Origin of the sequence: Burkholderia arboris (genome assembly GCF_038723655.1) — a bacterium.
Taxonomy (GTDB): Bacteria; Pseudomonadota; Gammaproteobacteria; order Burkholderiales; family Burkholderiaceae; genus Burkholderia; species Burkholderia arboris.
The window spans coordinates 2,959,320-2,982,630 of record NZ_CP109822.1; the positions used below are offsets into that span (position 1 = coordinate 2,959,320).

Here is a 23,311-nt window from a genome sequence, read left to right on the forward strand (position 1 = left end):
CGTATTTCGCACAGGATAGGCCAGAACGGGGGACGTGCGCAGCGACGAAAAAGACGCGACGCCCTGCGACGTTACCGTCGCAGCCAGGCGTCGCGCACAGGCACGTCAGGTGCAGCTCAGAACTTCCACAGGATGTTGCCGAGAATCGCGTTGTCACGCACGCCGCTGCCGTACTGGCCGCTGTACGTGAGGCCGAGCGTCAGGCGCTTCGTGATGTTCGCGTCGATACCGGCTTCGAGCACCGCGCTGTCGCGCGCAATCGGCACGCCCGACACCTGGAACGACGTGCCGCCGTTCGCGAACGTGAATGACGACGACGGCCGCACGTTGCCGAATGCGTGGCGCCAGCCGACCGTCCCGCGCGCGGTGAACGTACCGCTCCCGATCGAGCCGAGTTGCGACGCCGCGCGCAGGCCGAGCGTGGAGAAGCCGACGTGGGTCGTCTCGCCGCCGGCGCGCAGTGCCGCCGCGCCGCCGTTTTCCGTATAGCCGTCGGTATGCACGTTCACATACGCGAGGCCCGCGAACGGTTCGATCGCGACCGGCCCGACCGGCAGCGCATAGCCGACTTCGCCGAACACCTGCGCCGAATTCGCGTTGTAGCCGGCCGAGTCATGATCGGAGAAGCCCGCGAAACCCGGATACCGGTCGCTGTTGATCCGGTACCACGTGTACGACGCGCCGCCGCGCACGCCGAGCGCGCCGTACTGCGCGCCGCCGTACAGCGACAGGTAGTAGCTGTTCACCGCCGCCGACGAGCTCTGGTCGTTGTCGAGCGAGCTGTGCGTGACGCCTGCCGCCAGACCCGCACGCCACTTGTCGTTGAGCGCCATGTCGGCACCGGCGATGAAGCCCGTCATGCTGCGGTTGATCGACGATGCGTTGCCGTCGCCGGCGAGCCGGCTGCGGCCGCCGAACGCCTGGCCCCAGACCACCGGTTGATACGGCGTGCCGCCGTAGCACCCTTCGCGCGAACCGATCCGGCGTTCCGGCGGCAGCGTCGGATCGACCGCGCCGGCCGTGTTGTCGCCGCACAGCGCGGCGCCGCCCGACGACAGCGCCGCGAGCGGGCCCGATCCGGGCGCGAGGCCCTGGCGGACACGATCGGTCACCGCTTCACGCACGTAACGGCTGTCGAGCAGCAGCATGCTCTTCAGGCTCGCCTGCAGTTCGCCGTCGAGCAGCCCGTAGGCGCGGCGCGCGGTGGGCGCATCGGTCGTCAGCACCGCGTCGTACAGCGGGTTGCCGGCGCCGAGCCCGCCGAGCGCGGTCGCGACCGAGCGCTGATTCGGCGTCGTCGCGACGTCGGGCAGCGACGTGCCGTTCGCGACGAGCCGCAGGTACACGTGATCCGGATCGTAGCTGAGCGTCGGCGTCAGGAACGCGTAGTTCGCGTTCACCTGGGTGAACGCGCCCTGCACGCCCGACGACGCGGTGAGGATCGTGTACGTCGTGCTCGGCTGGTAGCTGCTCTGGTTCGCGAGCACTTGCACGGTGCCCCCGTTCAGCGTCGCCGTGCCGCTCGCGGCGAGGCTGCCGCTCTGCTGCGGCGTCGCCGCGACCTGGAACGTCGAACCCGGCTGGAACGTGACGTTGCCCCCCACGTTCAGCGCCGCGCCCGGCTGCGCGGCAGTCGCCGTCGCGCCGCCCAGCACCACGAGGCCGCCGACCGTGCCGGTACCCGTCAGCGTCGCGCCGCTCTGCACGGTGACGGTCGACTGGCCGAGCGAACCGTTGACGGCGAGCGTACCCGCGCCGACCGTGGTCGGGCCGCTCAGCGTGTTCGTGCCCGTCAGCGTCAGTTGTCCGGTGCCGGCCTGGGTCAGCGAGCCGGTGCCGGACAGCACGCTCGCGATCGTCACGTTGCCGGATTGATTGACGACCAGTGCGCCGTTGTCGACGACATTGCCGGCCACGCTGCCCGACGTGCCGCCGTTGCCGAGCTGCAGCGTGCCGCCGGTCGCGATCGTGGTCCCGCCGGTGTACGTGTTGCCGCCGGTCAGCACCTGCGTGCCGCTTGCCACCGTCACGCCGCCGGAACCGCCGATCGTGCCGCCGAACGTGCTGCCGCCGTTGCCGTTCAGCGTCAGCGCGTTGCTGCCGAGGTTGACGTTCGTACCGGCCGCACCGGACAGCGCGCCGACCGTTTGCGTGCCGGTCGCACCGCTCACGTCGAACGTCGCACCCGTACCGGCGAGGTTCACTGCACCCGTCGACGCGAGGCTACCGCCCGCGCCGAGTGCGAGCGTGCTGCCGCCGTTGACCGTCGTGCCGCCGGTGTACGTATTCGCGCCCGTCAGCGTCTGCGTGCCGGTGCCCGCGACCGTCACCCCGCCCGCACCGCCGATGGTCCCGCCGAACGTGCCGGCCCCGCTGCCGTTCAGCGTCAGCGCATTCGTGCCGAGGTTCACGTTCGTGCCGGCCGCGCCGGTCAGCGTGCCGATCGTCTGCGCGCCCGTTGCGCCGCTCAGATTGAACGTCGCACCTGCACCCGCGAGGTTCACCGCGCCGGTCGACGCGAGACTGCCACCTGCAACGAGTGCGAGCGTGCTGCCTCCGTTAATCGTCGTGCCGCCCGTGTACGTATTCGCGCCCGTCAGCGTCTGCGTGCCGGTGCCCGCGAGCGTCACGCCGCCCGTGCCGCCAATCGCGCCGCCGAACGTGTTGTTGCCGCTGCCGTTCAGCGTCAGCGCGTTCGCCCCCAGGCTCACGTTCGAGCCGGCCGCGCCGGTCAGCGCGCCGATCGTCTGCGTGCCCGTCGCACCGCTCACGTCAAACGTCGCCCCCGTGCCCGCGAGATTCACCGTGCTGCCCGACGCGAGGCTGCCGCCCGCGCCGAGTGCGAGCGTGCTGCCGCCGTTGATCGTCGTGCCACCGGTGTACGTGTTCGCGCCCGTCAGCGTCTGCGTGCCCGTACCCGCAACCGTCACGGCACCCGTACCGCCGATCGTCCCGCCGAATGCACCGGCACCGCTGCCGCTCAACGTCAGCGCATTCGCGCCGAGGGTCACGTTCGTACCGCTCGCGCCCGTCAGCGTACCGATCGTCTGCGCGCCCGTCGCACCGCTCAGGTTGAACGTCGCGCCTGCGCCGGTCAGATTCACCGAGCCGGCCGATGCGAGGCTGCCGCCCGCGCCGAGCGCGAGCGTGCCACCGCCGCTGATCGTTGTGCCGCCCGTATAGGTGTTTGCGCCCGTCAGGGTCTGCGTACCCGTACCGGCCAGCGTCACGCCACCCGTGCCGCCGATCGCGCCACCGAACGTGCTGTTGCCGTTGCTGCTCAGCGTCAGCGTGTTGCTGCCGAGATTCACGTTCGTGCCGGCTGCACCGGCCAGCGAGCCGATCGTCTGGGCGCCCGTCGCACCGCTCAGGTTGAACGTCGCACCCGTGCCGGCGAGGTTCACCGCGCCCGTCGATGCGAGGCTGCCACCTGCAACGAGTGCGAGCGTGTTGCCTCCGTTGATCGTCGTGCCGCCCGTGTACGTATTCGCGCCCGTCAGCGTCTGCGTGCCGGTGCCCGCGAGCGTCACCCCGCCCGTGCCGCCAATCGCGCCGCCGAACGTGTTGTTGCCGCTGCCGTTCAGCGTCAGCGTGTTCGCCCCCAGGCTCACGTTCGTGCCGGCCGCGCCGGTCAACGCGCCGAGCGTTTGCGCGCCCGTTGCGCCACTCACGTCGAACGTCGCACCCGTGCCCGCGAGATTCACCGCACTGCCCGACGCGAGACTGCCGCCCGCGCCGAGCGCAAGCGTGCTGCCGCTGTCGATCGTCGTGCCGCCAGTATACGTGTTCGCACCCGTCAGCGTCTGCGTGCCGGTACCGGCGAACGTCACATTGCCCGTCCCGCCGATCGTGCCGCCGAACGTGTTGTTGCCGCTACCGTTCAGCGTCAACGCATTCGCGCCGAGGCTCACGACGGACCCGGCCACACCGGTGAGCGCGCCGACCGTCTGCGCGCCCGTCGCGCCGCTCACGTCGAACGTCGCAGCCGCGCCCGCGAGATTCACCGCGCCCGTCGATGCGAGGCTGCCACCTGCAACGAGTGCGAGCGTGCTGCCTCCGTTGATCGTCGTGCCGCCCGTGTACGTATTCGCGCCCGTCAGCGTCTGCGTGCCGGTGCCCGCGAGCGTCACGCCGCCCGTGCCGCCAATCGCGCCGCCGAACGTGTTGTTGCCGCTGCCGTTCAGCGTCAGCGTGTTCGCCCCCAGGCTCACGTTCGTGCCGGCCGCGCCGGTCAACGCGCCGAGCGTTTGCGCGCCCGTTGCGCCACTCACGTCGAACGTCGCACCCGTGCCCGCGAGATTCACCGCGCTGCCCGATGCGAGGCTGCCGCCTGCACCCAGCGCGAGCGTGCTGCCGCCGTCGATCGTCGTGCCGCCGGTGTAGGTGTTCGCACCCGTCAGCGTTTGCGTGCCCGTGCCGGCAAACGTCACCCCGGCCGTCCCGCCAATCGCACCGCCGAACGTGTTGTTGCCGCTGCCGTTCAGCATCAGCCCGTTCGCGCCGAGGATCACGTTCGTGCCGGTCGCGCCGGTCAGCGCACCGATCGTCTGCGCGCCCGAGGCCCCGCTCAGGTTGAACGTCGCACCGGCGCTCGCGAGGTTCACGGCACCCGTCGCCGCGAGGCTGCCGCCCGCGCCGAGCGCAAGCGTGCTGCCGCCGCCGATCGTCGTGCCGCCGGTGTACGTGTTCGCGCCCGTCAGCGTTTGCGTGCCCGCGCCAGCCACCGTCAGACCACCGGTGCCGCCGATCACCCCGCCGAACGCGTGGTTGCCGGCGGCGCTCAGCGTCAGCCCGTTGCCGCCCAGATTCACGTTGGTGCCGGCCGCGCCGGTCAGTGCGCCGATCGTCTGCGCGCCCGATGCCCCGCCCAGGTTGAACGTCGCACCGGCGGCCGCCAGATTCACCGTGCCGGTCGACGCAAGACTGCCGCCCGCGCCCAGCGCCAGCGTGCTGCCGCCGCCGATCGTCGTGCCGCCCGTATAGGTGTTCGCGCCGGACAACGTCTGCGTACCGGTGCCCGACAGCGTCAGGCTGCCCGTGCCGCCGATCGCGCCGCTGAACGTGCCGCTGGCCGTGCCGCCGAGCGTCAGCGCGTTGCCGCCGAGACTCACGTTCGTGCCGGCCACCCCGGACAGCGCGCCGAGCGTTTGCGCGCCGGTCGCAGCGCTCAGATCGAGTGTCGCGCCGGCACCCGCGAGATTCATCGCGCCGGTCGAGGCGAGGCTGCCGCCCGCGCCCACCGCCAGCGTGCCGGCGTTGATCGTCGTGCCGCCCGTGTAAGTGTTCGCGCCGGTTAAGGTGGTCGTCGCCGCACCGTTCTTCACGAGCGCACCCGCGCCGGAAATCGCCCCCCCCAGCCCGAGCGCGTTGCTGCCGCCCAGCGTCAGCGTTGCGCCCGTGCCGACCGTCACCGCGTTGCCGACCGTCAGGCTCGTATTCGTATCGAGCGTCGCCGAACCGCCGACGTTCAGTGCGCCGCTACCGAGCGCCCCGTTGTTGCCGAGCACGAGGCCGCCGCTGTTGAGGTTCGTGCCGCCCGTATAGGTGCTCGCGCCGTTCAGCGTCTGCGTGCCGGTGCCGGCGAGCGTCAGGCTGCCGGTGCCGCCGATCGCGCCGCTGAAGGTGCCGCTGGCGGTGCCGCCCAGCGTCAGTGCGTTGCCGCCCAGATTGATGTTCGTTCCCGTGACACCCGACAGGGCGCCGAGTGTTTGCCCGCCCGTCGCCGCGCTCAGGTCCAGTGTCGCGCCGGCACCCGCGAGGTTCATCGCGCCGGTCGAGGCGAGGCTGCCGCCCGCGCCCACCGCCAGCGTGCCGGCGTTGATCGTCGTGCCGCCCGTGTAGGTATTCGTGCCGGTCAGCGTCGTGGTCGCCGCGCCGTTCTTCACGAGACTGCCCGCGCCGGAAATCGCGCCGCCCAGCGCGAGGTTGTTGCTGCCGCCCAGCGTCAGTGCAGCGCCCGTGCCGAGGTTGACCGCGTTGCCGACCGACAGGCTCGTATTCGTATCGAGTGTCGCCGCGCCGCCGACGTTCAGTGCGCCGCTACCGAGCGCCCCGTTGTTGCCGAGCACAAGGCTGCCGCTGTTCAGGTTCGTGCCGCCGGTATAGGCGTTTGCGCCGTTCAGCGTCTGCGTACCGGTGCCCGCCAGCGTCAGGCTGCCCGTGCCGCCGATCGTCCCGCTGAACGTGCCGCTGGCGGTGCCGCCCAGCGTCAGTGCGCCGGCGCCGAGACTCACGCTCGTGCCGGCGGCGCCCGACAGCGCGCCGATCGACTGCGCACCGCCGGCGCTGATGTCGAGCGTGGCACCCGGATTGACCAGGTTCACCGTGCCCGTGGACGACAGGCTACCGCCCGCACCGATCGCCAGCGTGCCGGCATTGATCGTCGTGCCGCCCGTGTACGTGTTCGCACCCGTCAGCGTCGTGGTCGCCGCGCCATTCTTCACGAGGCTGCCCGCGCCGGAAATCGCGCCGCTCAACCCGAGGCTGTTGCTGCCGCCCAGCGTCAGCGCGGCGCCCGTGCCGAGAGTGATCGCATTGCCGACCGTCAGGTTCGCGTTCGTGTCGAGCGTCGCCGCGCCGCCGACGGTCAGCGCGCCGGTGCCGAGCGCCGACGCGTTGCCGAGCACCAGGCCGCCGGCATTCAGCGTCGTACCGCCCGTGTAGTTGTTCGCGCCGGACAGCGTGACCGCCGCCGCGCCGTTCTTCACGAGACCGCCGCCGCCGGAGATCTGGCCGCTCAGGCCGAGACCGGTGCTGCCGCCGAGCGTCAACGTGGTCCCGGTCGCGATGTTGACGCCGTTCGCGAGCGACACGCTGGTGGTCGCATCGAGCGACGACGAACCGTTCACGTTCACCGCGCCGGTGCCGAGCGCCGCATTGCTGCCGACGACGACGTTGCCGCCGTTCAGGTTGGTGCCGCCCGAGTACGTGTTCGTGCCCGTCAGCGCCTGCGTGCCGCTGCCCGACAGCGTCACGCCGCCAGCCCCGCCGATCGTGCCGGCATAGGTTGCATTGCCGCTGCCGTTGAGGGTCAGCGAATTGCCGCCGAGGTTCACGCTCGTACCGGCCGCCCCCGCCAGCGAGCCGATCGTCCGCGCGCCCGAGGCTCCGCTCACGTCGAGCGCCGCGCCTGCAGCGGCCAGATTGACCGTGCCGGTCGACGCCAGACTGCCGGCGCCGCTCAGCGCAAGCGTGCCGCCGTTGATGGTCGTATCGCCGGTATATGTGTTCGCGCCGCTCAGCGTCGTGGTCGCGGCGCCGTTCTTCACGAGGCCGCCGTTTCCGGTGATCGCGCCGGTCAGCCCGAGATTGTTGCTGCCGCCGATCGTCAGCGCCGTACCGGTGGCGAGATTGACCGCATTGTTGAGCGTCACGTTCGTGCTCGTGTCGAGCGACGCCGACGCGTTGACATTCAGCGCACCACTGCCGAGCGCCGCATTGTTGCCGACCACCACGCCGCCGGCGTTCAGGTTCGTGCCGCCCGTATACGTGTTCGCGCCGGTCAGCGTCAGCGTGCCGCCATCGTTCTTCGTCAGCGCGCCGCCACCCGACACCGTGCCCGACAGCGCGAGCCCGGTTGCGCCCTGCACCGTCAGCCCACCCACGCCCAGCGTCACGCTGTTGGAAACGTTGAGCCCCGCCGTGCCCGCCTGCAGCGCGCCGCCGTTGCCCGTGACGTTGCCCGTGCCGAGCGACCCGTTGTTGTTGATGATCGCCACGCCACCGCTCAGCGTCGCGTCCTGCGCGGTCGACGCGCCGTTGATCGTCCAGTTGCCGTTCTGGACGTTCAGGTGATTGAAGTTGATGTAATTGTTGGCCGCGATCGTGCCGTTCGCGGTGCCGCCCTGCTTCAGGTTGAGGGTGTTGTCGCCGCCCGCGCCGCCATCCACGACGCCCGTCGCCGCGACGCCGATCGTGACCGGGCCGACCGTGATGTTGAACGCGCCGCCGGTGCCGCCCGCCGCGTTGACCGACGAGCCCGTCACGGCGTTGAACGTGTTGTTGCTGTTCGCGCCCATCGACACGCTGCCGTTGATCGTGCCCGAGTTGGTCAACGTATTGCCCTGCCCGGGCGTGCCGTTCGAGCCGAACGACACGCGGCCGGTGATCGTCCCGCTGTTCGACATGTTGACCTGGCCGCCGCCGTATGCGGCCACCACGGGCGCATCCGCGCCGACGAGGGTCGCGCCGACCAGCGGGTTCGAGCCGATCGAACCGGTGTTCGTGATGTTCGACGTGCCGCCCGTGCCGTTCTGGACCGACAGCGCCATGCCCGTCACGCCGCTGATCGCCACGCCGGTCGAGCCGTTCATCGTGCCGTTGTTGACGACGGTGGTGTTCGCGCTCGCCGATGCATTGCCGACGACCGTGCCGCTCGACAGCACGCCGAGCCCGGTGCCGAGCGCTGACGGGTCGATCGTGCCGTTGTTGGTCAGCTGGACATTGTTGCCGGTCAGCGACATCGCGGTGCCGCCCACGCCGAGCAACACGCCAACGCTCGCACCGGGATTGACGGTGGCGTTGATGTTGTTCGCGCTGTTCGCATAGCTCGGCTGCAACGGGTTCGCGATCCCGGAGCAGGTCACCGTCGTGCCTGCCGTGCTGCAGGTCGCTTGAGCAGGCACGATACCCGCGCCGGACAGCGCCAGGAAAACGCCCGTGGGCAACAGCAGTCTCGGAAACGGCTCACCGGCTTTTTTCGAACGCGCAAGGTTCATGCTTTCCCTCGTTTTTGGTTTCGGCTTTGGTATTGGCATTGCGACCGCCACGCACGGCACGCAGCAGAAAATCACGGACAAAAGCATCCGCCCCGGCGGTCGCAGTGCGACGTCGGTTAATTCATGAATGAACTCTTAATCACCCCGGAATCGGGATTTCAGACGCAAGGCTAGTCAAGTGACATGATGGCGGCCCCTGTTCTTCTGCAGCGACTTTCTGGTTGATTTGATTACCGTTCCGCTTTTATCAGACAAGGCTATATCAAACTCAAACCGTTTTCCAGTCGATATTCACTCATCGGATCAAGGGCCGACGGGTATGTATTTTTTACCCGACACGGAATTCTTGAAAACGGCATGCCGCATGTTTTTCGCCTGCTTATTTTGATTTTTGGCAAAAATATCGAACACGCCGCATCCGTGAAAACGCCGATATACGATTTCGATTCAACGTATATGGCCCCTGCGGCACGGGCATTTACTGCCGCGAATCGTCAATACGAATAATCAGCGCCTGCTTAATAGCCGAACGAGTTCGAATTCTTGAACAATCCGGGAAATTGCTTCCATTTTCGCTTCGCATCGGATCGAAAATGCGAAACGTTGTCGTTTGGACTGCGCCGATGACATTCGGGCAGGCTGCGCCGGACGGCAGGACACCGGCAGGAGGAAGCAATCCGCGCACCCCGGGGGCGTTCGCCCCCGGCGCACCGCATTACGAAAACAGGCTCATCAAATACAGCATCGGCCGGAACGAAACGGGCCGCGCATCGGGATTCATCCACAGACGGACCGCATACACCGCATAGGCCGGCACTTCGCGCCAGCTCGAATAGACATCGCGCCACTGGAAGCGGCGCGGATAGGCGGCGGAGATGCTCGCCCGCGCGATGCCGACGCGTTCGAATGCAAGGCGTGCCCGCGCGAGGTGGTAATACTGGCTGACGATCAGCACGCGCGACAGGCCGTGTGCCTGCAGATAGGCGAGCGTGTGCTGCGCGGTCGCGAGCGTGTTGTCGCCCTGGTCGTCGACGGCGATCCGCTCGGCCGGCACGCCGCGCGCCACGAGATAGTCGCGCATGGCCGTCGCCTCGTTCAACCCCGGGCCGTCGATCGCGCCGCTGACGAGGAACGCCGGGCACTGCCCCGTGCGGTAGCAGCGCACGCCGACATCGAGCCGGGCGGCGAGCACGGGCTTCGGTGCGCCGGTGTCGTCCAGCGCGTTGCCGAAGATCACGGCAACGTCGGCCGGCTCGTTCGGCATCCGCATCCCGTACGCGACGAGCGCAACGGCTGCAACGATCCAGAGGCAGGCAACGGCGGCCAGCAGGCGGCCCGTTCGGGCAAACAAGCCCCGTTTGGCGTGGTTTTTCAAGGATGTCATCTCTCAGGTCGTCGGGCGCATCGGCTTGCCCGGCCTCGTACGGGCGCGTAACGCTAGCACGGTGCGCGTTCGGGTGTCCACGCGACTAACCGATGCCGGACGGCGCCGGCCTTGCGGCCAGTCGACCGGAGCAGCGTGCCCGCGGCGACACGGGCAGGCAATTTGGAGCGCAACGGGGATCGAAAGAATGTGAATGGCCGCGCCGCGATGCACGGCCCGGTACGTGCCCGAATCAGTCGACCGGGCACATCGCGAGCCGCCCCATCGCCTCGCCGGCGCCGCGCACCGCGCAGGTGGACGGCTCGTCGGCGACCCGCGCGACCAGCCCCGTCTCGTCGTACAGCAGGCGCTCAAGATCGGCGAGCAGCGCGCCGCCGCCCGTCAGCACCACGCCGCGATGCGCGATGTCGGTCACGAGTTCGGCCGGCGCGTTCTCGAGCACCGACTTCACCGCGCCGATCACCTGCTTGAGCGGCGCGGCCAGCGCATCCGCCACGTCGTGGTTGGACAGTTCCACCGAGCGCGGCAGCCCGTCGCCGATGCCGCGGCCGACCGCGCGCGTCGACCTGCGCGGCACCGCGCTGGTGGCCGAGCCGATCGCCTGCTTGACGTGCTCGGCCGTCTGTTCGCCGAGCAGCACGCCGTACAGGTTGCGGACATGGTTGACGATCGCCGCGTCGAACTGGCTGCCGCCGACGCGGATCGCCTCGCGGTAGACGATGCCGCCGAGCGCGATGACCGCGACTTCGGTCGTCCCGCCGCCGATGTCGATGACCATCGAGCCGACCGGCTCGGTCACCGGCAAACCCGCGCCGAGCCCGGCTGCCAGCGACTCCTCGATCAGTTCGACCTCCGATACGCCGGCTGCGAACGCGGCCTCGCGGAGCGCGCGGCGTTCGACGGCGGTCGCATCGGACGGCACGCACAGCGTGACCTCGACGCGGCGTCCGAAGCGCGAGCGCGTGCGCGACATGTCGATGAAGCTGCGGATCATCTGCTCGGCCGCGTGCGCGTCCGCGATCACGCCGTGCCGCATGGGCCGCACGGCTTCGAGATGTGCCGGTTCGCGGCCGAGCAGCGCCTTCGCGAGCTCGCCGACGGCCTCGAGCGTCGGCCGCGCATCGGTCGCGCCGGCCTTGCGGAAGCAGACGACCGACGGCTGGTTCAGCACCACGCCGCGTTCGTGCGTATAAATCCGCGTACTCGCCGTTCCAGGGTCGATCGCAACGGGTTGCGCAAACAACTTTCCGAACAGCGGTGTCGACATATCAAACCTTTGAGAACGAACAGGCCGGGACGGCCACGCCGGATTTTCGCGGCGCGGCCATGCCGCCCCATCACAAGCTTAGCGGCAAATCGTTCCGATACTTTAGATAATTCCGATGATTTTTTCGCGACGAAATTGCCGAAAATACCGTGCCGGATGCTTCGGGCTACGCAACGGCCTCTCGCATTGCGCCTGTAAAACACGGTAATCTCTCGGTCTTGCCTGCTCCCGGCAGGCCTCAGACGCCCGATCACGCCAGGTATTTCCACCATGACAGCGACCGTTTCCTTCCGCTGGGCGCGGGTGCGCCCGCTCTGCACGACGCTCGTCGCCTTCTGGTGCTGCACGGTCGCCGCGCAGCCGCTGCCGGCCGCCGAATCCGCCGCCCAGGCCGTGACCGCTGCCGCCGGCGCGCCCGCGGCCACGCCTGCCGCCCCCGCCGCGCCTGCGCATGACTGCACGGCCGACGGCGGCCCGGCCGGCCGCCCGTCGATCGGCCTCGTGCTGTCCGGCGGCGGCGCGCGCGGTTACGCACACCTCGGTGTCCTGAAGGTCCTGGAAGACAACCGGATCCCGATCGACTGCGTCGCGGGCACCAGCATGGGCGCGGTGGTCGGCGGCCTGTACGCGAGCGGGATGGCGGCCGACGAGATGCAGAAACGGCTGTCGGAGGTCAACCTCGCGGATATCGCGTTCGACGTGACGGACCGCGCGGACCTGCCGCAAAGCAGCCGGGAAGACGAACGCCTGTACATCAACGGGCTGACGCTCGGCTTCGGCAAGAAAGGCGTGAAGGCGCCGGTCGGCCTCGTGCAGGGCAACCGGCTGCAGGCGCTGCTGGCGAACTGGACGGCCGCCGTGCCGACCAACCAGCCGTTCGACCGCCTGCCGATCCCGTACCGCGCGGTCGCGACCGACCTGCAAACGGGCCAGATGGTCGTGCTCGACCACGGCTCGCTGCCGCTCGCGATCCGCGCGAGCATGGCGATGCCGGGCCTGTTCGCGCCGGCCGAGATCAACGGGCGCGCGCTCGTGGACGGCGGGCTCGTCAGCAACCTGCCCGTCGACACCGCGCGGCAGATGGGCGCGAACGTCGTGATCGCCGTCGACATCGGCTCGCAACTGCGCCCGCTCGATGCGCTCGCGTCGCCCGCCGACGTGATGCAGCAGATGGTCGGCATCCTGATCCGCCAGAACGTGACCGCGCAGCGCAAGCAGCTCGACGCGCAGGATGTGCTGCTCACGCCGGACCTCGGCTCGCTCGCGTTCACCGATTTCCAGAACGCGAAGCAGGCGATCGCCGCCGGCGCGGCCGCGGCGACCGCGGCGCTGCCGAAGCTGCGCCGTTTCGCGCTCACGCCTGAACAGTACGCGGCCTACCGGTCCGCGCACGCGCAGCCGCTGCCACCGCCGATCCGGATCACGCGCATCGACATCAAGACCAGCGGCGGCGTGCCGAAGCGGGTCGTCAGCAACGCGCTGCACGTGAAGCCCGGCGACACCTACGATCCGCAGACCGTCAGCCAGGATCTGCTCGGACTCACGACGGGCGGCAATTTCGAGAGCGTCACGCAGCAGATCGTGAGCCACGGCGACGACAACGTGCTCGAGATCAACGCGCGCGAGAAGTACTGGGGGCCGAATTTCCTGCTGTTCGGGCTCGGCATGTCGAGCAGTTCGACCGACGAGGGCGGCTTCCGCCTGCACGTCGGCTACCGGCGGCCGTGGCTCACCGAATCGGGGCTCGAGTTCCGCGCGGACACGACGATCGGCAGCGACCTGCAGTCGGCGCGCGTCGAATTCCGCCAGCCGCTGTCGATGGCCTACGGCGTCTACCTGTCGCCGTACGCGGAATACCAGCGCCGCTACGCGAACCTGTACGACGACACCGGTAACGTGAAGATCACGCAGTACCTGATGCAGACGGCGCGCGCCGGGATCGACTTCGGCCTGCCGATCGCTCGGCTCGGCGATTTCCGGGTCGGCATCGGCTACGTGACCGGGCACGGCTCGCCGACCTACAACCTGCCGTTCGACGACGGCAGCGGCCAGAACCTGCTGTGGCCGAGCTTCACGTCCCAGGCGCTGACCGCGCGCGCGCGGCTCGTCATCGACCAGCTCGACGATCCGATGTTCCCGCGCAAGGGCTACTTCGGCGAATTGCGTGTCGAGCGCTCGCTGGTGTCGCGCAACGGCGGCTCGGCACAGGAATTCGACGACGGGATCAACAACGCGCCTTACACCGAGATCTACGGCAAGGCGATGGTTGCGCAGCAGTTCGGCCGGCACAGCATCAGCGCGACGATCGAAGGCGGCAAGAGCATCGGCGGCACCAACCTGATCAACGCGTTCAACTTCACGCTCGGCGGCTTCCAGCATCTGTCCGCGTATGCGGCCGACCAGCTGAACGGCAACGAGCTCGCGTACGGTCAGATCACCTACATGAACCAGCTGATGACGTTCAACGCGTCGCCGATCAAGGCGCTGTCGGTGGGCGCCAGCGCGGAAGTCGGCAACGTGTGGTCGAGCGGGCAGCAGATCGGCGGCGGCGCGCTCAAGCAGAGCTATACGTTCTTCACGAGCCTGTCGACCGCGTTCGGGCCCGTCTATATCGGCGTGGCGCTCGCGCCGGGCGGCCGCCGCAACTTCTACCTGCAGCTCGGCCGCACCTACTGAGCATGCGCGGATGCCGCTTCGGCGGCATCCGCGCCGCCGTCGCGCCGCCGTACTCCCCGATCAGAAATCCGCAGCCATCGCGATCGCCCGCGCTTGCGCCCGTTCGATGCTGTCGTGCGCCTTCGCATTCCACGTGTGTTCGACGGTCAGGCTCCTGACCTCGTTCACGCCGATGAACTTCAGCCAGAATTCGATGTAATCGGCCTGATGCCCGAACCCGGGGGTGTCGAGACGTCCCGCCCCGGTTTCCCCGCTCTGCCCGCGCACATGGACAACCAGCGCGCGCGGAATCGTCAGCAGCGGGCCGTAGGCGGCGCCATCGAACGTGAACAGCATGTTCCGCTGGCTGACGAGATCGATCAGTTGCTTGAGCTTGTACGGATACCCGAAATTCCACATCGGCACGCCGACGACGATCCGGTCCGCCTGCTGAAACCGCTTCACGAGCGACTGGATCCGCAGCCAGACCGACTGCTCGGCGGCATTCATCGGTTCGTTCGCGACGCCTTTGTACTTTGCGCCGATCGCGTCGCCGTCGAAGTCCGGCAGGTCCTCTTCCCAGACATTCAGCGTATCGACGTCGACCGACGCCTCCGCGTTGCAGTACGCGTCGACGAACGCATTCGCAACCGCGATCGACGCCGACCTGGCGCCACGGGGAGAAGACACGATATTCAGTAGCCGCATGAGGCGTGACCCGGACAGGAATGCATGAACGAAGGGCGGCAGGCAGGGCCGCCCCGGCTTCGCTACTGCGTCGCAGGCCGCCTGCTTGCGCTGCTGCAGACCGCCGGCCCAAGTAGTTGCAATTGCAATCGTAATGCACGGCGCGTATGCGCTGCAAACGAATCTTCATGCGATTGCAATACGGAGAGGCGACGGGGAAGGACGGCGGGGAATGCCGGCAACGCGCACGCAACCGGCGCGCGTCGCCATCGTGGCGGCCGAGGGCGGGACCTCGCGCGGCGTCTCGCTAGACCGGCCAGCTGATCTCGAACCGCGCGCCGCCGAGTGCGACCGGATCGACGACCGCGATCCGGCCATTGTGCGCATGGAGCACCTGCCGCGTGATCGACAGGCCGAGCCCGTAGCCGCCGGTGCGGCGGTCGAGGCGCACGAACGCGTCGAAGATCCGTTCGCGCTCGCTCTCGGGCACGCCGGGGCCGTCGTCCTCGACGAAGATCCCGATGTTGCCGTGCACGAGCGAGATGCCGACGACGATCTGCGATTTCGCGTACTTGCTCGCGTTGCGCAGCAGATTGCGCATCGCGTACGACATCAGCCGGCGGTCCATCTTCACGCGCAGATCCGATGCGATCGCGATGCGCGCCTCGATCGCACGCTCCGGATACAGCAATTGCGCGTCGTTCACCTGGTGCTCGAACCACGCGACGGGCGCGGTCATCTCGAGGTTCGACTGCAGCGAGCTGTATTCGAGCCGCGCATACGTGAGGCTCATGTCGATCAACTCTTCGAGCTCGGTCACGTCCTGCGCGATGCTCTCGAGCGCGCCCTGGTACTCGGCCGCGGAACCCGGTTCGCGCAGCATTTCGAGCGCGAAGCGCACACGCGCGAGCGGTGTGCGCAGTTCGTGCGAAATGCCGTTCGTCAGATCGCGCTGCGCGGCGATCAGCCGCTCCATGCGCATCGCGAGCGCGTTCAGCGTGCGGGCGAGCGGCCCGATGATCACGCTGTGCGATTCGCGGGCGCGCGTGTTGAAGCGCCCGCCCGTGAAGTCGATCGCGCGTTCACGCACCATCACGAGATCCGACCAGACCGGCCGCATCCACCGGTACGCGGCGAGTGCGGGCGCGGCGAACACGAACGCGAGCACGATCCAGATATCGCCCGGCAGCGAATCGAATGCATGCCACACGACCTGCGGCGACAATTCGACGCATAGCGCGAGCGCCGGCACGAGCGCGGTCAGCAACACGAGGCCGAGCAGATGCAGGTAGGTGCGCACGTACAGGCGCGACCAGCTCGGAATGCGGTCGGCGCGCGTGTCGGTCCACGCGCGGCGGAAATGCAGCCAGCGCCACTTGACGTAGCGCAGCGTCGGCAACGGCGGCGCATCGGGGTGCGAACGGGTTCGTCGGATCATCGCGGCTCCCGGCCGGCGGGTGGAATGCCCGCGCGGAACGTGACGGCGTCGCGCGCAGGCGGCGTCATTCCCACGCGTGCTTGCTGAATTGATAACCCTTGCTGCGGATCGTCTTGATCCGCTGCGGGTTGCTTGCGTCGTCGCGCAGCTTGCGGCGCAGCTTCGAGATGCGTCCGTCGATCGTGCGGTCGAGGCCGTCGAATTCGACGCCGCGCAGCTGCAGCATCAGGTCGTCGCGACTGACGACCTCGCCCGCATGGCATACGAGCGCCCACAGCAGGTCGAATTCGGCCGACGTCAGGTCGGGCGTGCTGCCGTCGGGCAGCACGACGGTACGGTCGGTACGGTCGATCGAGAACTTGCCGAACGCGTAGCGCTCGGGCTGCGGCGCGGTGCTCTCGGTCACGCGTGCGGGCGCGCGGCGCAGCTGGGCCTTGATCCGCGCGAGCAGGATGCGCGGCTCGACCGGCTTGTGCACGTAGTCGTCCGCGCCGAATTCGAGGCCAAGCAGTTCGTCGAACGGCTCGTCGCGCGCCGTCACCATGATGATCACGCCGTCGTACTGCTTGCGCGCCTCGCGGCAGATTTCGAAACCGTCCTTGCCCGGCAGGTTCACGTCGAGGATGACGAGATCGGGACGAATGGACAGGATCGCCGGCACCGCGGCGTCGCCATGCAGCACAGTGTCGACTTCATAGTCGTTCTTGCGCAGGTAGCCGGCGATCAGCGTGGACAGGCGGGTGTCGTCTTCGACGAGCAGGATGCGGAAAGACATGGGCAGCGGTCGGATCATCGAGGGGGCCGCGGCGACGCCGGCAGGTGCCGGACGCCGGCCATCGGCCGAAACGTACCGCATGATACTGCGACCGCCGCCTGCCCGTTTGACGGTCTTGAAAATCAGGGTTCGATGCTGGCCATGCTTGACGAATCGGCGCCGGGACGGTTCCATACGGGCTCGCCGGAATCCGGGCCGCTCACCTACCCGCCTGACGTGATGAATTACCAGACGATCCTCGAACGCATCCACACCGAACTCGCCCCCTGGATAGGCCAGGGACGGGTTGCCGACTACATTCCCGAACTCGCGAAAGTGCCCGCCGACAAGTTCGGGATGGCCGTCGTGACGCTCGACGGTAACGTTTACACGGTCGGCGATGCACACGAGCGCTTCTCGATCCAGAGTATCTCGAAGCTGTTCGCGTGCACGCTCGCATTCCAGCTGCTGGGCGACGAACTGTGGGAACGGGTCGGTCGCGAACCGTCCGGCAACGCGTTCAATTCGCTGGTCCAGCTCGAAAGCGAGCGCGGCAAGCCGCGCAATCCGTTCATCAACGCAGGCGCGCTGGTCGTCACCGACGTGCTGTGCCGCCGCTTCGTCAAGGCCGAGACGGCGCTGGTCGAATTCGTGCGGCGGATGATCGGCACGAACGACATCGACTACGATTCGCGCGTCGCGCAGTCGGAGCTGCAGCATGCGGAGCGCAACCGCGCGATGGCGCACTTCATGGCGAGCTTCGGCAACATGCAGATGCCGCCCGACACGGTGATCGATGCGTATTGCCGGCAGTGCGCGATCACGATGAATTGCGTCGAGCTCGCGAGCGCCGCGCTGTTCCTCGCGAACGGCGGCGTCGCACCGGCGACCGGCGAGCGGATCGTCGATTCGAGTTCGGCGAAGCGGCTGTCGGCGCTGATGCTGACCTGCGGCACCTACGATGCAGCCGGGGATTTCGTGTATCGCGTCGGGCTGCCGGCGAAGAGCGGCGTGGGCGGCGGGATTGTTGCGGTGCTGCCGGGGGATATGGCCGTGTGCGTGTGGGCGCCGGGGCTCGATGCGAACGGGAACTCGCTGGCGGGGACACTGGCGCTGGAGTGGTTGACGACTTATACGGGAAGGTCGATTTTTTGAGGGGGCGAAGCCGGGCGTGCGCCACCCGGCGCGACTGCGGCAGGTGACGATCGGCACACTCAATACAAAACCCGTCATTCGGCAGCAATCGCCCCTAAAGAGACATTCACCGGCTTTCACAATAAATCAAAAAAATGAAAAAAATCCTCATCGCCTCGTTAGGAATTTCATTGCTTGCCCCAACATCACCAACCTTCGCGGATAGTGATAACGGGAAAAAGATCTTCCTGGCGAGATGCGCGATGTGCCACGGAGCAGATGCCAGAGGAACAGGGCCGCTGGCCAATAAAAGCAGCCCACCCACACCCGACCTTACGACACCCGCGTTCAAAAAGCGACTCAAAGACTATCCGGGCGTTATTGTCTCGTCAGTCATACTTCGCCCAAACGGAGACCTGATTCCAAAAACGTTGCGAGAAAACGGCGTAAAACTACCGCCCCACCCGTGGACGGTTAAGGATTTTCGCGATTTGAATCAATACATGAGCAGCCTGATTTTAAGAAATTGAATTCTTGCTTGTTGCCCGCCACACTCACGGATATCCTCACGATGCATTCGAATTTGCTGACGCTGACGCGTGGTGTTCAAGCCGGCGTGCAGATCCGGCCGCGCTGGCCCGCACGATACGTGCGCGTGGAGGCGCGAGTGCTGGGGAAGCTGCAGGCGATCCAGGCCGAGTTGCCCGCGGAGATCGACCTGATCCTGACGCGAGGCTACGAGCCGCGAGCATCCGGTCTGGGTGTTGCGCGTCGCGGGTTTCGCGCACTGGGAATGGGCCTGTTCCGCTTGCTCTACCCCACCCGAGGCAACGAGCTTGTCGATATTTTCGGAAGCAACGGACACGACGTCGATGGAACACATATCGACGTTTCGTTCGGGTTGAAGGGTCGTCGCGTGCGGTTATTGCCGCTGGGCGTATTCACGCCGCCATTCTGGCAGCGGCATCGCATGCGGCGATGCGATTCCAGCCTGGCGCAGATCCAGTCCGCACTGGTACGGCAAGGGTTTCAGATTCACCGCAACGCCACGGAAAGGCTGCAGATTCATTGCGATCTCGTGCATTAGCGGAGATTCGCCTTCGTCCAATGTCGAGCCAACCCGGCCGGCGAAGGCGCCATGGTTGACGACGTACGCGAACGACCGATTTTCCGACACCCCGCAGCGGTTACTGGAGAACATCACGCATGCATCCGGACAACGCATCAGAAGTCGCAACGACAGCCCACACGAACGCCAGCGACGGCGCCTGCGCGCCGATTCCCGCCATCGCGCCATCAAAAACCGCGCTGGTCGTCATGCATTACCAGACCGACATCCTCGACCTCTTCCCGTCGGTCGCACCCGAACTGCTCGCCAATACGCGCCGTCTCTGCGATGCGGCACGAGCCGCAGGCGTCGGCGTCTGGTTCGCGAATCTCCGCTTCAGCCCCGGCTACCCGGAAGTCAGCCCGCTCAACAAGAACGGCCAGGGCATCAAACGGCTTGGCCTGTTCATCAACGACGGCCCGTCGCCTGAGCTGGGCAAGCAGCCCGACGAGCCGCTGATCGTCGCGCACCGCGCGAGCGTGTTCTTCGGCACCGATCTGCAGGCCAGGCTGGTCGCGCAAGGCGTCGATTCGCTGATCATGGTCGGTATCGCGTCGACGGGCGTGATGTTTTCGTCGATCGCCCACGCAAGCGATGCGGATTTCCGCCTCTATACGGTCAAGGATTGCTGTTACGACCCGGACCCGGTGGTCCACGAGCATCTGTTCGCCACCGCGTTCGAATCGCGCACGACGGTGCTGTCGCTCGCGGAGGCGCTGCAACTGCTCGCCTGACGAGTCGACCCGCCGTACGACGGCTTATCGAGCCGTTCCGATCCCCGCCAGAATGAGGTCGATGCCGGCCAGGAACTGCGCGCGCTCGTCGTGCGTGGCCAGTTGCGCCGCCACCTTGCGCACGAACGGATACTGCGCCGGCTCGAGTTGCGCCCACCGCTCCGCCACGGTCGCGACGATCTCCGCCTGCCCCGTCTCGCGCGAATGAAGCCGCGCGCCGGCCGCATACTGGCCGGCCAGCCCGAAGAGGTAGTGCATCAGCGCCGACGCCGCGTTGAATTGCTCCGGTTCGGGCACGCCCAGCGCCTGAAGCTGCCCGCCGACGCGCTCCAGGATGCGCAGCACCGCATGCTGCCACGGTTCCCGGAACAACTGCGCCCCCACCCACGGATGCGCGCTGAACGCGTCGAACAAACGCAGCGCGACGCGCCGGAGCGCTTCCGCCGCATCGCCATCGTCCGCGCCCGGCACGTCCGCCATCGCGCCCGCGATCACCTGGTCCGCAGCCGCCGCAAGCAGGTCGTGCTTGTCGGCGACGTGCCAGTAAATCGCCCCGCTTCCCGTCGCCAGGTACGCAGCGAGCGCGCGAAACGTCAGCGCGCGCTCGCCGTCCTTGTCGAGTATCTCGATCGCGGCCTCGACGATCCGCTCTTTCGACAGCGCATCCGCGCGCCGTTCGGTCCGGTTGCTGGTTTTCATGCGCGCTAGCTTGACACACATGGAACAACGTTCCAATATCTCGCCATTGGAACAACGTTCCATTGTCAACCCAAACGGGGCGCGATGCCGGTCAGGTATCGCGCTATCGACCGCCCACGGCCTGCCCCGGCCTGACACCGAGCCACCCGATGAATCTTCCCGTCACCCATGATGTCGTGATTGCCGGAGCCGGCCCGGTCGGCCTGTTCCTCGCATGCGAGCTTCGCCTTGGCGGCCTGTCCGTGCTGGTGGTCGAGCAGGCGAACGATCCGGATTCCCCGCTGAAGCGTCTTCCTTTCGGCATGCGCGGCCTGTCGGCGCCCACCATCGACGCGTTCGACCGTCGCGGCCTGCTCGACGACATCGCACTGCCGCCCCGCGCGAACGACACCGCGCACTGGATGCAGCAATCGCGCCGTCCGGGCGGCCATTTCGCCGGCATCCCGTTCTTCCACGACAACATCGATGCGTCGCAGTGGCCGTACCACCTGCCCGGCCCGGCCGGCACGCACATGGCGACCGACATGGCGCGCGTCGAATCCGCGCTGGCCGCTCGTGCTCAAGCAACGGGCGTCGAGATCCGGCGCGGCCTGGCCGTCGCGGACGTCGATCAGTCGAGCGACACGGTCACGCTTCACGCGGGCGGCGAGACGTTCCGCGCCCGCTGGCTCGTCGGCTGCGACGGTGGCCGCAGCACGGTCCGCAAGGCCGGCGACTTCGCGTTCGCCGGCACCGATCCCGAATTCACCGGCTACTCGATCGAAGCCGAATTCGCCGATCCGGGCGCGCTGCTGCCGGGCCGTCGTTACACGACGGGCGGCATGTACACATACACGCCGCCCGGAACCATCGCGCTGGTCGAGTTCGACGGCGGCGCGTTCCACCGGAGCGGGCCCGTCACGCTCGAGCATGCGCAAGCCGTATTGCGCCGCGTGTCCGGCACCGGCGTCACGCTGACGGCCCTCCGGCTCGCCACCACGTGGACCGACCGCGCGTACCAGGCCGCGACCTACCGCAACGGACGCGTGCTGCTCGCGGGCGATGCCGCGCACATCCACTCGCCGCTCGGCGGCCAGGGGCTCAATCTCGGGCTCGGCGACGCGATGAATCTCGGCTGGAAGCTGGCCGCGACGATCCGCGGCGACGCGCCGGACGGGCTGCTCGACAGTTACACGGCCGAACGGCATCCGGTAGGCGCACGGGTGCTCGACTGGTCGCGCGCGCAGGTCGCGCTGATGCGGCCGTCTCCGAGTTCGCGCGCGCTCGAAGCGATCATGCGCGATCTCGTCGACACGCGCGACGGCGCGACGTACTTCGCCGAGCGCGTGTGGGGCGTGTCCGTTGCGTACGATCTCGGCGGCCATCACCCGCTCGTCGGCCGCAGCGCTCCGGATTTCGAACTGGCCGACGGCACACGGCTCGGCGAGCGCGTCCGGCACGGCAAGGGCGTGCTGCTGGATTTCGATGCAGCCCGGCCGCTTCAGGCACTGGCAAGCCGCTGGCGCGACCGGATCACGTACGTCGCGAGCGATGCAAAAGACCGGCTCGGAGTGCGCGCGGTGCTCGTGCGTCCCGACGGGATCGTCGCATGGGCCGGTCGCGACGATGTGGATGCCGACGCAGCGGCGCACGCGGCAGCGCGATGGTTCGGCGCGCCCTGCGCCGCGCATTGATCGCGGCCGCCGGGCGCCGGAAACCGGTGTATATTGCCCAGCGACAAAACCTGCACACGCGCCGTCGACGGCGCGCCCGACACCGCCGAATGCCCACGCCCGCCACGCTGCCGACACCCGCCGAACTGAACCGCACGCTGCCGTTCGTGGCCGGCGCGCGGCCGTGGCGGCTCGTGCGCTATGCGTGCGTCGACTGGTTCGGCATCCTGCTGTGCTGGGCCGCGATCCGCTTCGTGCCGAATCCGATCGTCCATGTCGCGGCCGTGTTGCTGATTGCGGGGCGGCTGCAGGCATTCGGCGTGATCCTGCACGACGCATGCCATCTCCCCGTACGACGCATGACGCTGCCGCTCGCGCTCGTCGACGCGCTCGCCGGCTGGACTATCGGCTCGTCCATCGCGGCGATGCGCTATCACCACCTGCGCCATCATCGCGCGGTCGGCACCGCCCAGGATCCGTACCTGCACCGGCTCGCCGCACGCGGCGGCTGGGTGCGGCGCGCGATGATGCTGCGCGGCGCGCTGCTGCCGGTCTGGTGGCCGTTACGCGCGCTGATGGCGCCGCTCGCGCTCGCCTGGCCCGCGTTCCGGCCGTGGTACGCACGCGGCTTCATGCAGGACCGTTCGGGCCAGGACCTGCGCCGTCACCCCGAAGTCATTGCGTGTGCGCGCGCCGACCTGCCGCATTGCGCGGGCTATCTGCTCGCGATCGCGGCCGTCGTGCACTGGGATCTGCCGTTCTTCACTTACTACGGACTGCCGTGGATCATCGGCGGCATCATGAATGCGAACCGCGTGCTGCTCGAACACGATCACGTGGAGATGGGCGAACGCTCGCCGGAATCGATCTGGAAGATGACGCGCACGATGACGTTCGGCTGGATCGGCAAGCTCGTGCTGTATCCGCGCAACATCGGCTATCACCAGGTGCATCACGCGTATCCGGCGCTCGCGCTCGAGCATCTGCCGGCCGTGCACCGCTACCTGACGGACGGCGTCGCGCTCGCGTCCGGCCAGACCGGCCCCACGCGCTAAACGCGCGTCCCCGCGCAGCGCCGCACG

15 protein-coding genes are annotated in these 23,311 nt (G+C 68.1%); 8 read left to right on the forward strand and 7 right to left on the reverse strand.

Features of this window, described 5'->3' with window-relative positions; genetic code table 11:
* Positions 1-116: 116 nt before the first annotated feature.
* The gene (locus tag OHZ10_RS30775; RefSeq protein ID WP_342705274.1) at positions 117-8,717 is read right to left on the reverse strand and encodes an autotransporter-associated beta strand repeat-containing protein; all 8,601 of its coding nucleotides are present in this window, start codon (positions 8,715-8,717) and stop codon (positions 117-119) included.
* Here OHZ10_RS30775 and OHZ10_RS30780 point away from each other — a divergent pair.
* On the forward strand, positions 8,659-8,844 hold the full coding sequence (locus OHZ10_RS30780) for a hypothetical protein (protein WP_081052065.1): 186 nt from the start codon (positions 8,659-8,661) through the stop codon (positions 8,842-8,844). The two genes, OHZ10_RS30775 and OHZ10_RS30780, sit on opposite strands and share 59 nt — an antisense overlap.
* Before the next feature lie 588 nt (positions 8,845-9,432).
* On the opposite strand, the gene OHZ10_RS30785 is transcribed toward OHZ10_RS30780, so the two are convergent.
* Together OHZ10_RS30785 and OHZ10_RS30790 are read right to left on the reverse strand one after the other, a co-directional pair.
* Positions 9,433-10,092, reverse strand: coding sequence for a YdcF family protein (locus OHZ10_RS30785; protein WP_226196273.1), 660 nt, complete (start codon positions 10,090-10,092; stop codon positions 9,433-9,435).
* A gap of 241 nt (positions 10,093-10,333) precedes the next feature.
* Positions 10,334-11,368, reverse strand: a complete 1,035-nt coding sequence (locus tag OHZ10_RS30790) for a rod shape-determining protein (protein ID WP_342705275.1) — start codon at positions 11,366-11,368, stop codon at positions 10,334-10,336.
* 270 nt (positions 11,369-11,638) lie between these two features.
* Here OHZ10_RS30790 and OHZ10_RS30795 point away from each other — a divergent pair, with 270 nt between their 5' ends.
* Positions 11,639-14,044 carry a patatin-like phospholipase family protein gene (locus OHZ10_RS30795; protein WP_059239545.1) on the forward strand — a complete coding sequence of 802 codons (2,406 nt, stop codon included), beginning with the start codon at positions 11,639-11,641 and terminating at the stop codon, positions 14,042-14,044.
* 60 nt (positions 14,045-14,104) lie between these two features.
* Here OHZ10_RS30795 and OHZ10_RS30800 read toward each other — a convergent pair whose 3' ends face one another.
* The 3 genes from OHZ10_RS30800 to OHZ10_RS30810 all read right to left on the reverse strand — a co-directional run bounded on the left by OHZ10_RS30800 (position 14,105) and on the right by OHZ10_RS30810 (position 16,923).
* Entirely contained in the window at positions 14,105-14,731 is a 627-nt protein-coding gene (locus OHZ10_RS30800; RefSeq protein ID WP_059239543.1) for an FMN-dependent NADH-azoreductase, read from the reverse strand.
* 286 nt (positions 14,732-15,017) lie between these two features.
* A complete protein-coding gene (locus tag OHZ10_RS30805; protein WP_059239541.1) occupies positions 15,018-16,148 on the reverse strand; it encodes an ATP-binding protein in 1,131 nt (376 codons plus the stop codon).
* Positions 16,149-16,212: 64 nt separating this feature from the next.
* Positions 16,213-16,923, reverse strand: coding sequence for a response regulator (locus OHZ10_RS30810; protein ID WP_059239539.1), 711 nt, complete (start codon positions 16,921-16,923; stop codon positions 16,213-16,215).
* A 219-nt stretch (positions 16,924-17,142) separates the two neighbouring features.
* Between OHZ10_RS30810 and OHZ10_RS30815 the strand changes: the two genes are divergently transcribed.
* The 4 genes from OHZ10_RS30815 to OHZ10_RS30830 all read left to right on the forward strand — a co-directional run bounded on the left by OHZ10_RS30815 (position 17,143) and on the right by OHZ10_RS30830 (position 19,878).
* A complete protein-coding gene (locus OHZ10_RS30815) occupies positions 17,143-18,057 on the forward strand; it encodes a glutaminase (RefSeq protein WP_174992536.1) in 915 nt (304 codons plus the stop codon).
* 134 nt (positions 18,058-18,191) lie between these two features.
* Positions 18,192-18,566 carry a cytochrome c gene (locus OHZ10_RS30820; RefSeq protein ID WP_081052003.1) on the forward strand — a complete coding sequence of 125 codons (375 nt, stop codon included), beginning with the start codon at positions 18,192-18,194 and terminating at the stop codon, positions 18,564-18,566.
* Positions 18,567-18,607: 41 nt separating this feature from the next.
* A complete protein-coding gene (locus tag OHZ10_RS30825; RefSeq protein WP_256086075.1) occupies positions 18,608-19,123 on the forward strand; it encodes a hypothetical protein in 516 nt (171 codons plus the stop codon).
* Between the two features lie 119 nt (positions 19,124-19,242).
* Entirely contained in the window at positions 19,243-19,878 is a 636-nt protein-coding gene (locus OHZ10_RS30830) for an isochorismatase family cysteine hydrolase (protein ID WP_342705276.1), read from the forward strand.
* Positions 19,879-19,902: 24 nt separating this feature from the next.
* On the opposite strand, the gene OHZ10_RS30835 is transcribed toward OHZ10_RS30830, so the two are convergent.
* The gene (locus tag OHZ10_RS30835) at positions 19,903-20,640 is read right to left on the reverse strand and encodes a TetR/AcrR family transcriptional regulator (protein WP_342705277.1); all 738 of its coding nucleotides are present in this window, start codon (positions 20,638-20,640) and stop codon (positions 19,903-19,905) included.
* An 86-nt stretch (positions 20,641-20,726) separates the two neighbouring features.
* On the opposite strand from OHZ10_RS30835, the gene OHZ10_RS30840 reads away from it, so the two are divergent.
* Together OHZ10_RS30840 and OHZ10_RS30845 are read left to right on the forward strand one after the other, a co-directional pair.
* On the forward strand, positions 20,727-22,250 hold the full coding sequence (locus OHZ10_RS30840; RefSeq protein ID WP_342705278.1) for an FAD-dependent monooxygenase: 1,524 nt from the start codon (positions 20,727-20,729) through the stop codon (positions 22,248-22,250).
* Positions 22,251-22,339: 89 nt separating this feature from the next.
* Positions 22,340-23,284: a fatty acid desaturase family protein gene (locus OHZ10_RS30845; RefSeq protein ID WP_059239530.1), complete on the forward strand. Its 945-nt coding sequence runs from the start codon at positions 22,340-22,342 to the stop codon at positions 23,282-23,284.
* The last annotated feature ends 27 nt before the right edge of the window (positions 23,285-23,311 follow it).

What these genes read in the sequence shown, in the direction of transcription:
- OHZ10_RS30835 (WP_342705277.1), bottom strand. Translation starts at nt 20,640, where the DNA reads ATGGAACGTTGTTCCAATGGCGAGATATTGGAACGTTGTTCCATGTGT.
- OHZ10_RS30790 (WP_342705275.1), bottom strand. Translation starts at nt 11,368, where the DNA reads ATGTCGACACCGCTGTTCGGAAAGTTGTTTGCGCAACCCGTTGCGATC.
- OHZ10_RS30820 (WP_081052003.1), top strand. Translation starts at nt 18,192, where the DNA reads ATGAAAAAAATCCTCATCGCCTCGTTAGGAATTTCATTGCTTGCCCCA.
- OHZ10_RS30810 (WP_059239539.1), bottom strand. Translation starts at nt 16,923, where the DNA reads ATGTCTTTCCGCATCCTGCTCGTCGAAGACGACACCCGCCTGTCCACG.
- OHZ10_RS30805 (WP_059239541.1), bottom strand. Translation starts at nt 16,148, where the DNA reads ATGATCCGACGAACCCGTTCGCACCCCGATGCGCCGCCGTTGCCGACG.
- OHZ10_RS30795 (WP_059239545.1), top strand. Translation starts at nt 11,639, where the DNA reads ATGACAGCGACCGTTTCCTTCCGCTGGGCGCGGGTGCGCCCGCTCTGC.
- OHZ10_RS30825 (WP_256086075.1), top strand. Translation starts at nt 18,608, where the DNA reads ATGCATTCGAATTTGCTGACGCTGACGCGTGGTGTTCAAGCCGGCGTG.
- OHZ10_RS30845 (WP_059239530.1), top strand. Translation starts at nt 22,340, where the DNA reads ATGCCCACGCCCGCCACGCTGCCGACACCCGCCGAACTGAACCGCACG.
- OHZ10_RS30840 (WP_342705278.1), top strand. Translation starts at nt 20,727, where the DNA reads ATGAATCTTCCCGTCACCCATGATGTCGTGATTGCCGGAGCCGGCCCG.
- OHZ10_RS30775 (WP_342705274.1), bottom strand. Translation starts at nt 8,717, where the DNA reads ATGAACCTTGCGCGTTCGAAAAAAGCCGGTGAGCCGTTTCCGAGACTG.
- OHZ10_RS30800 (WP_059239543.1), bottom strand. Translation starts at nt 14,731, where the DNA reads ATGCGGCTACTGAATATCGTGTCTTCTCCCCGTGGCGCCAGGTCGGCG.
- OHZ10_RS30830 (WP_342705276.1), top strand. Translation starts at nt 19,243, where the DNA reads ATGCATCCGGACAACGCATCAGAAGTCGCAACGACAGCCCACACGAAC.
- OHZ10_RS30815 (WP_174992536.1), top strand. Translation starts at nt 17,143, where the DNA reads ATGAATTACCAGACGATCCTCGAACGCATCCACACCGAACTCGCCCCC.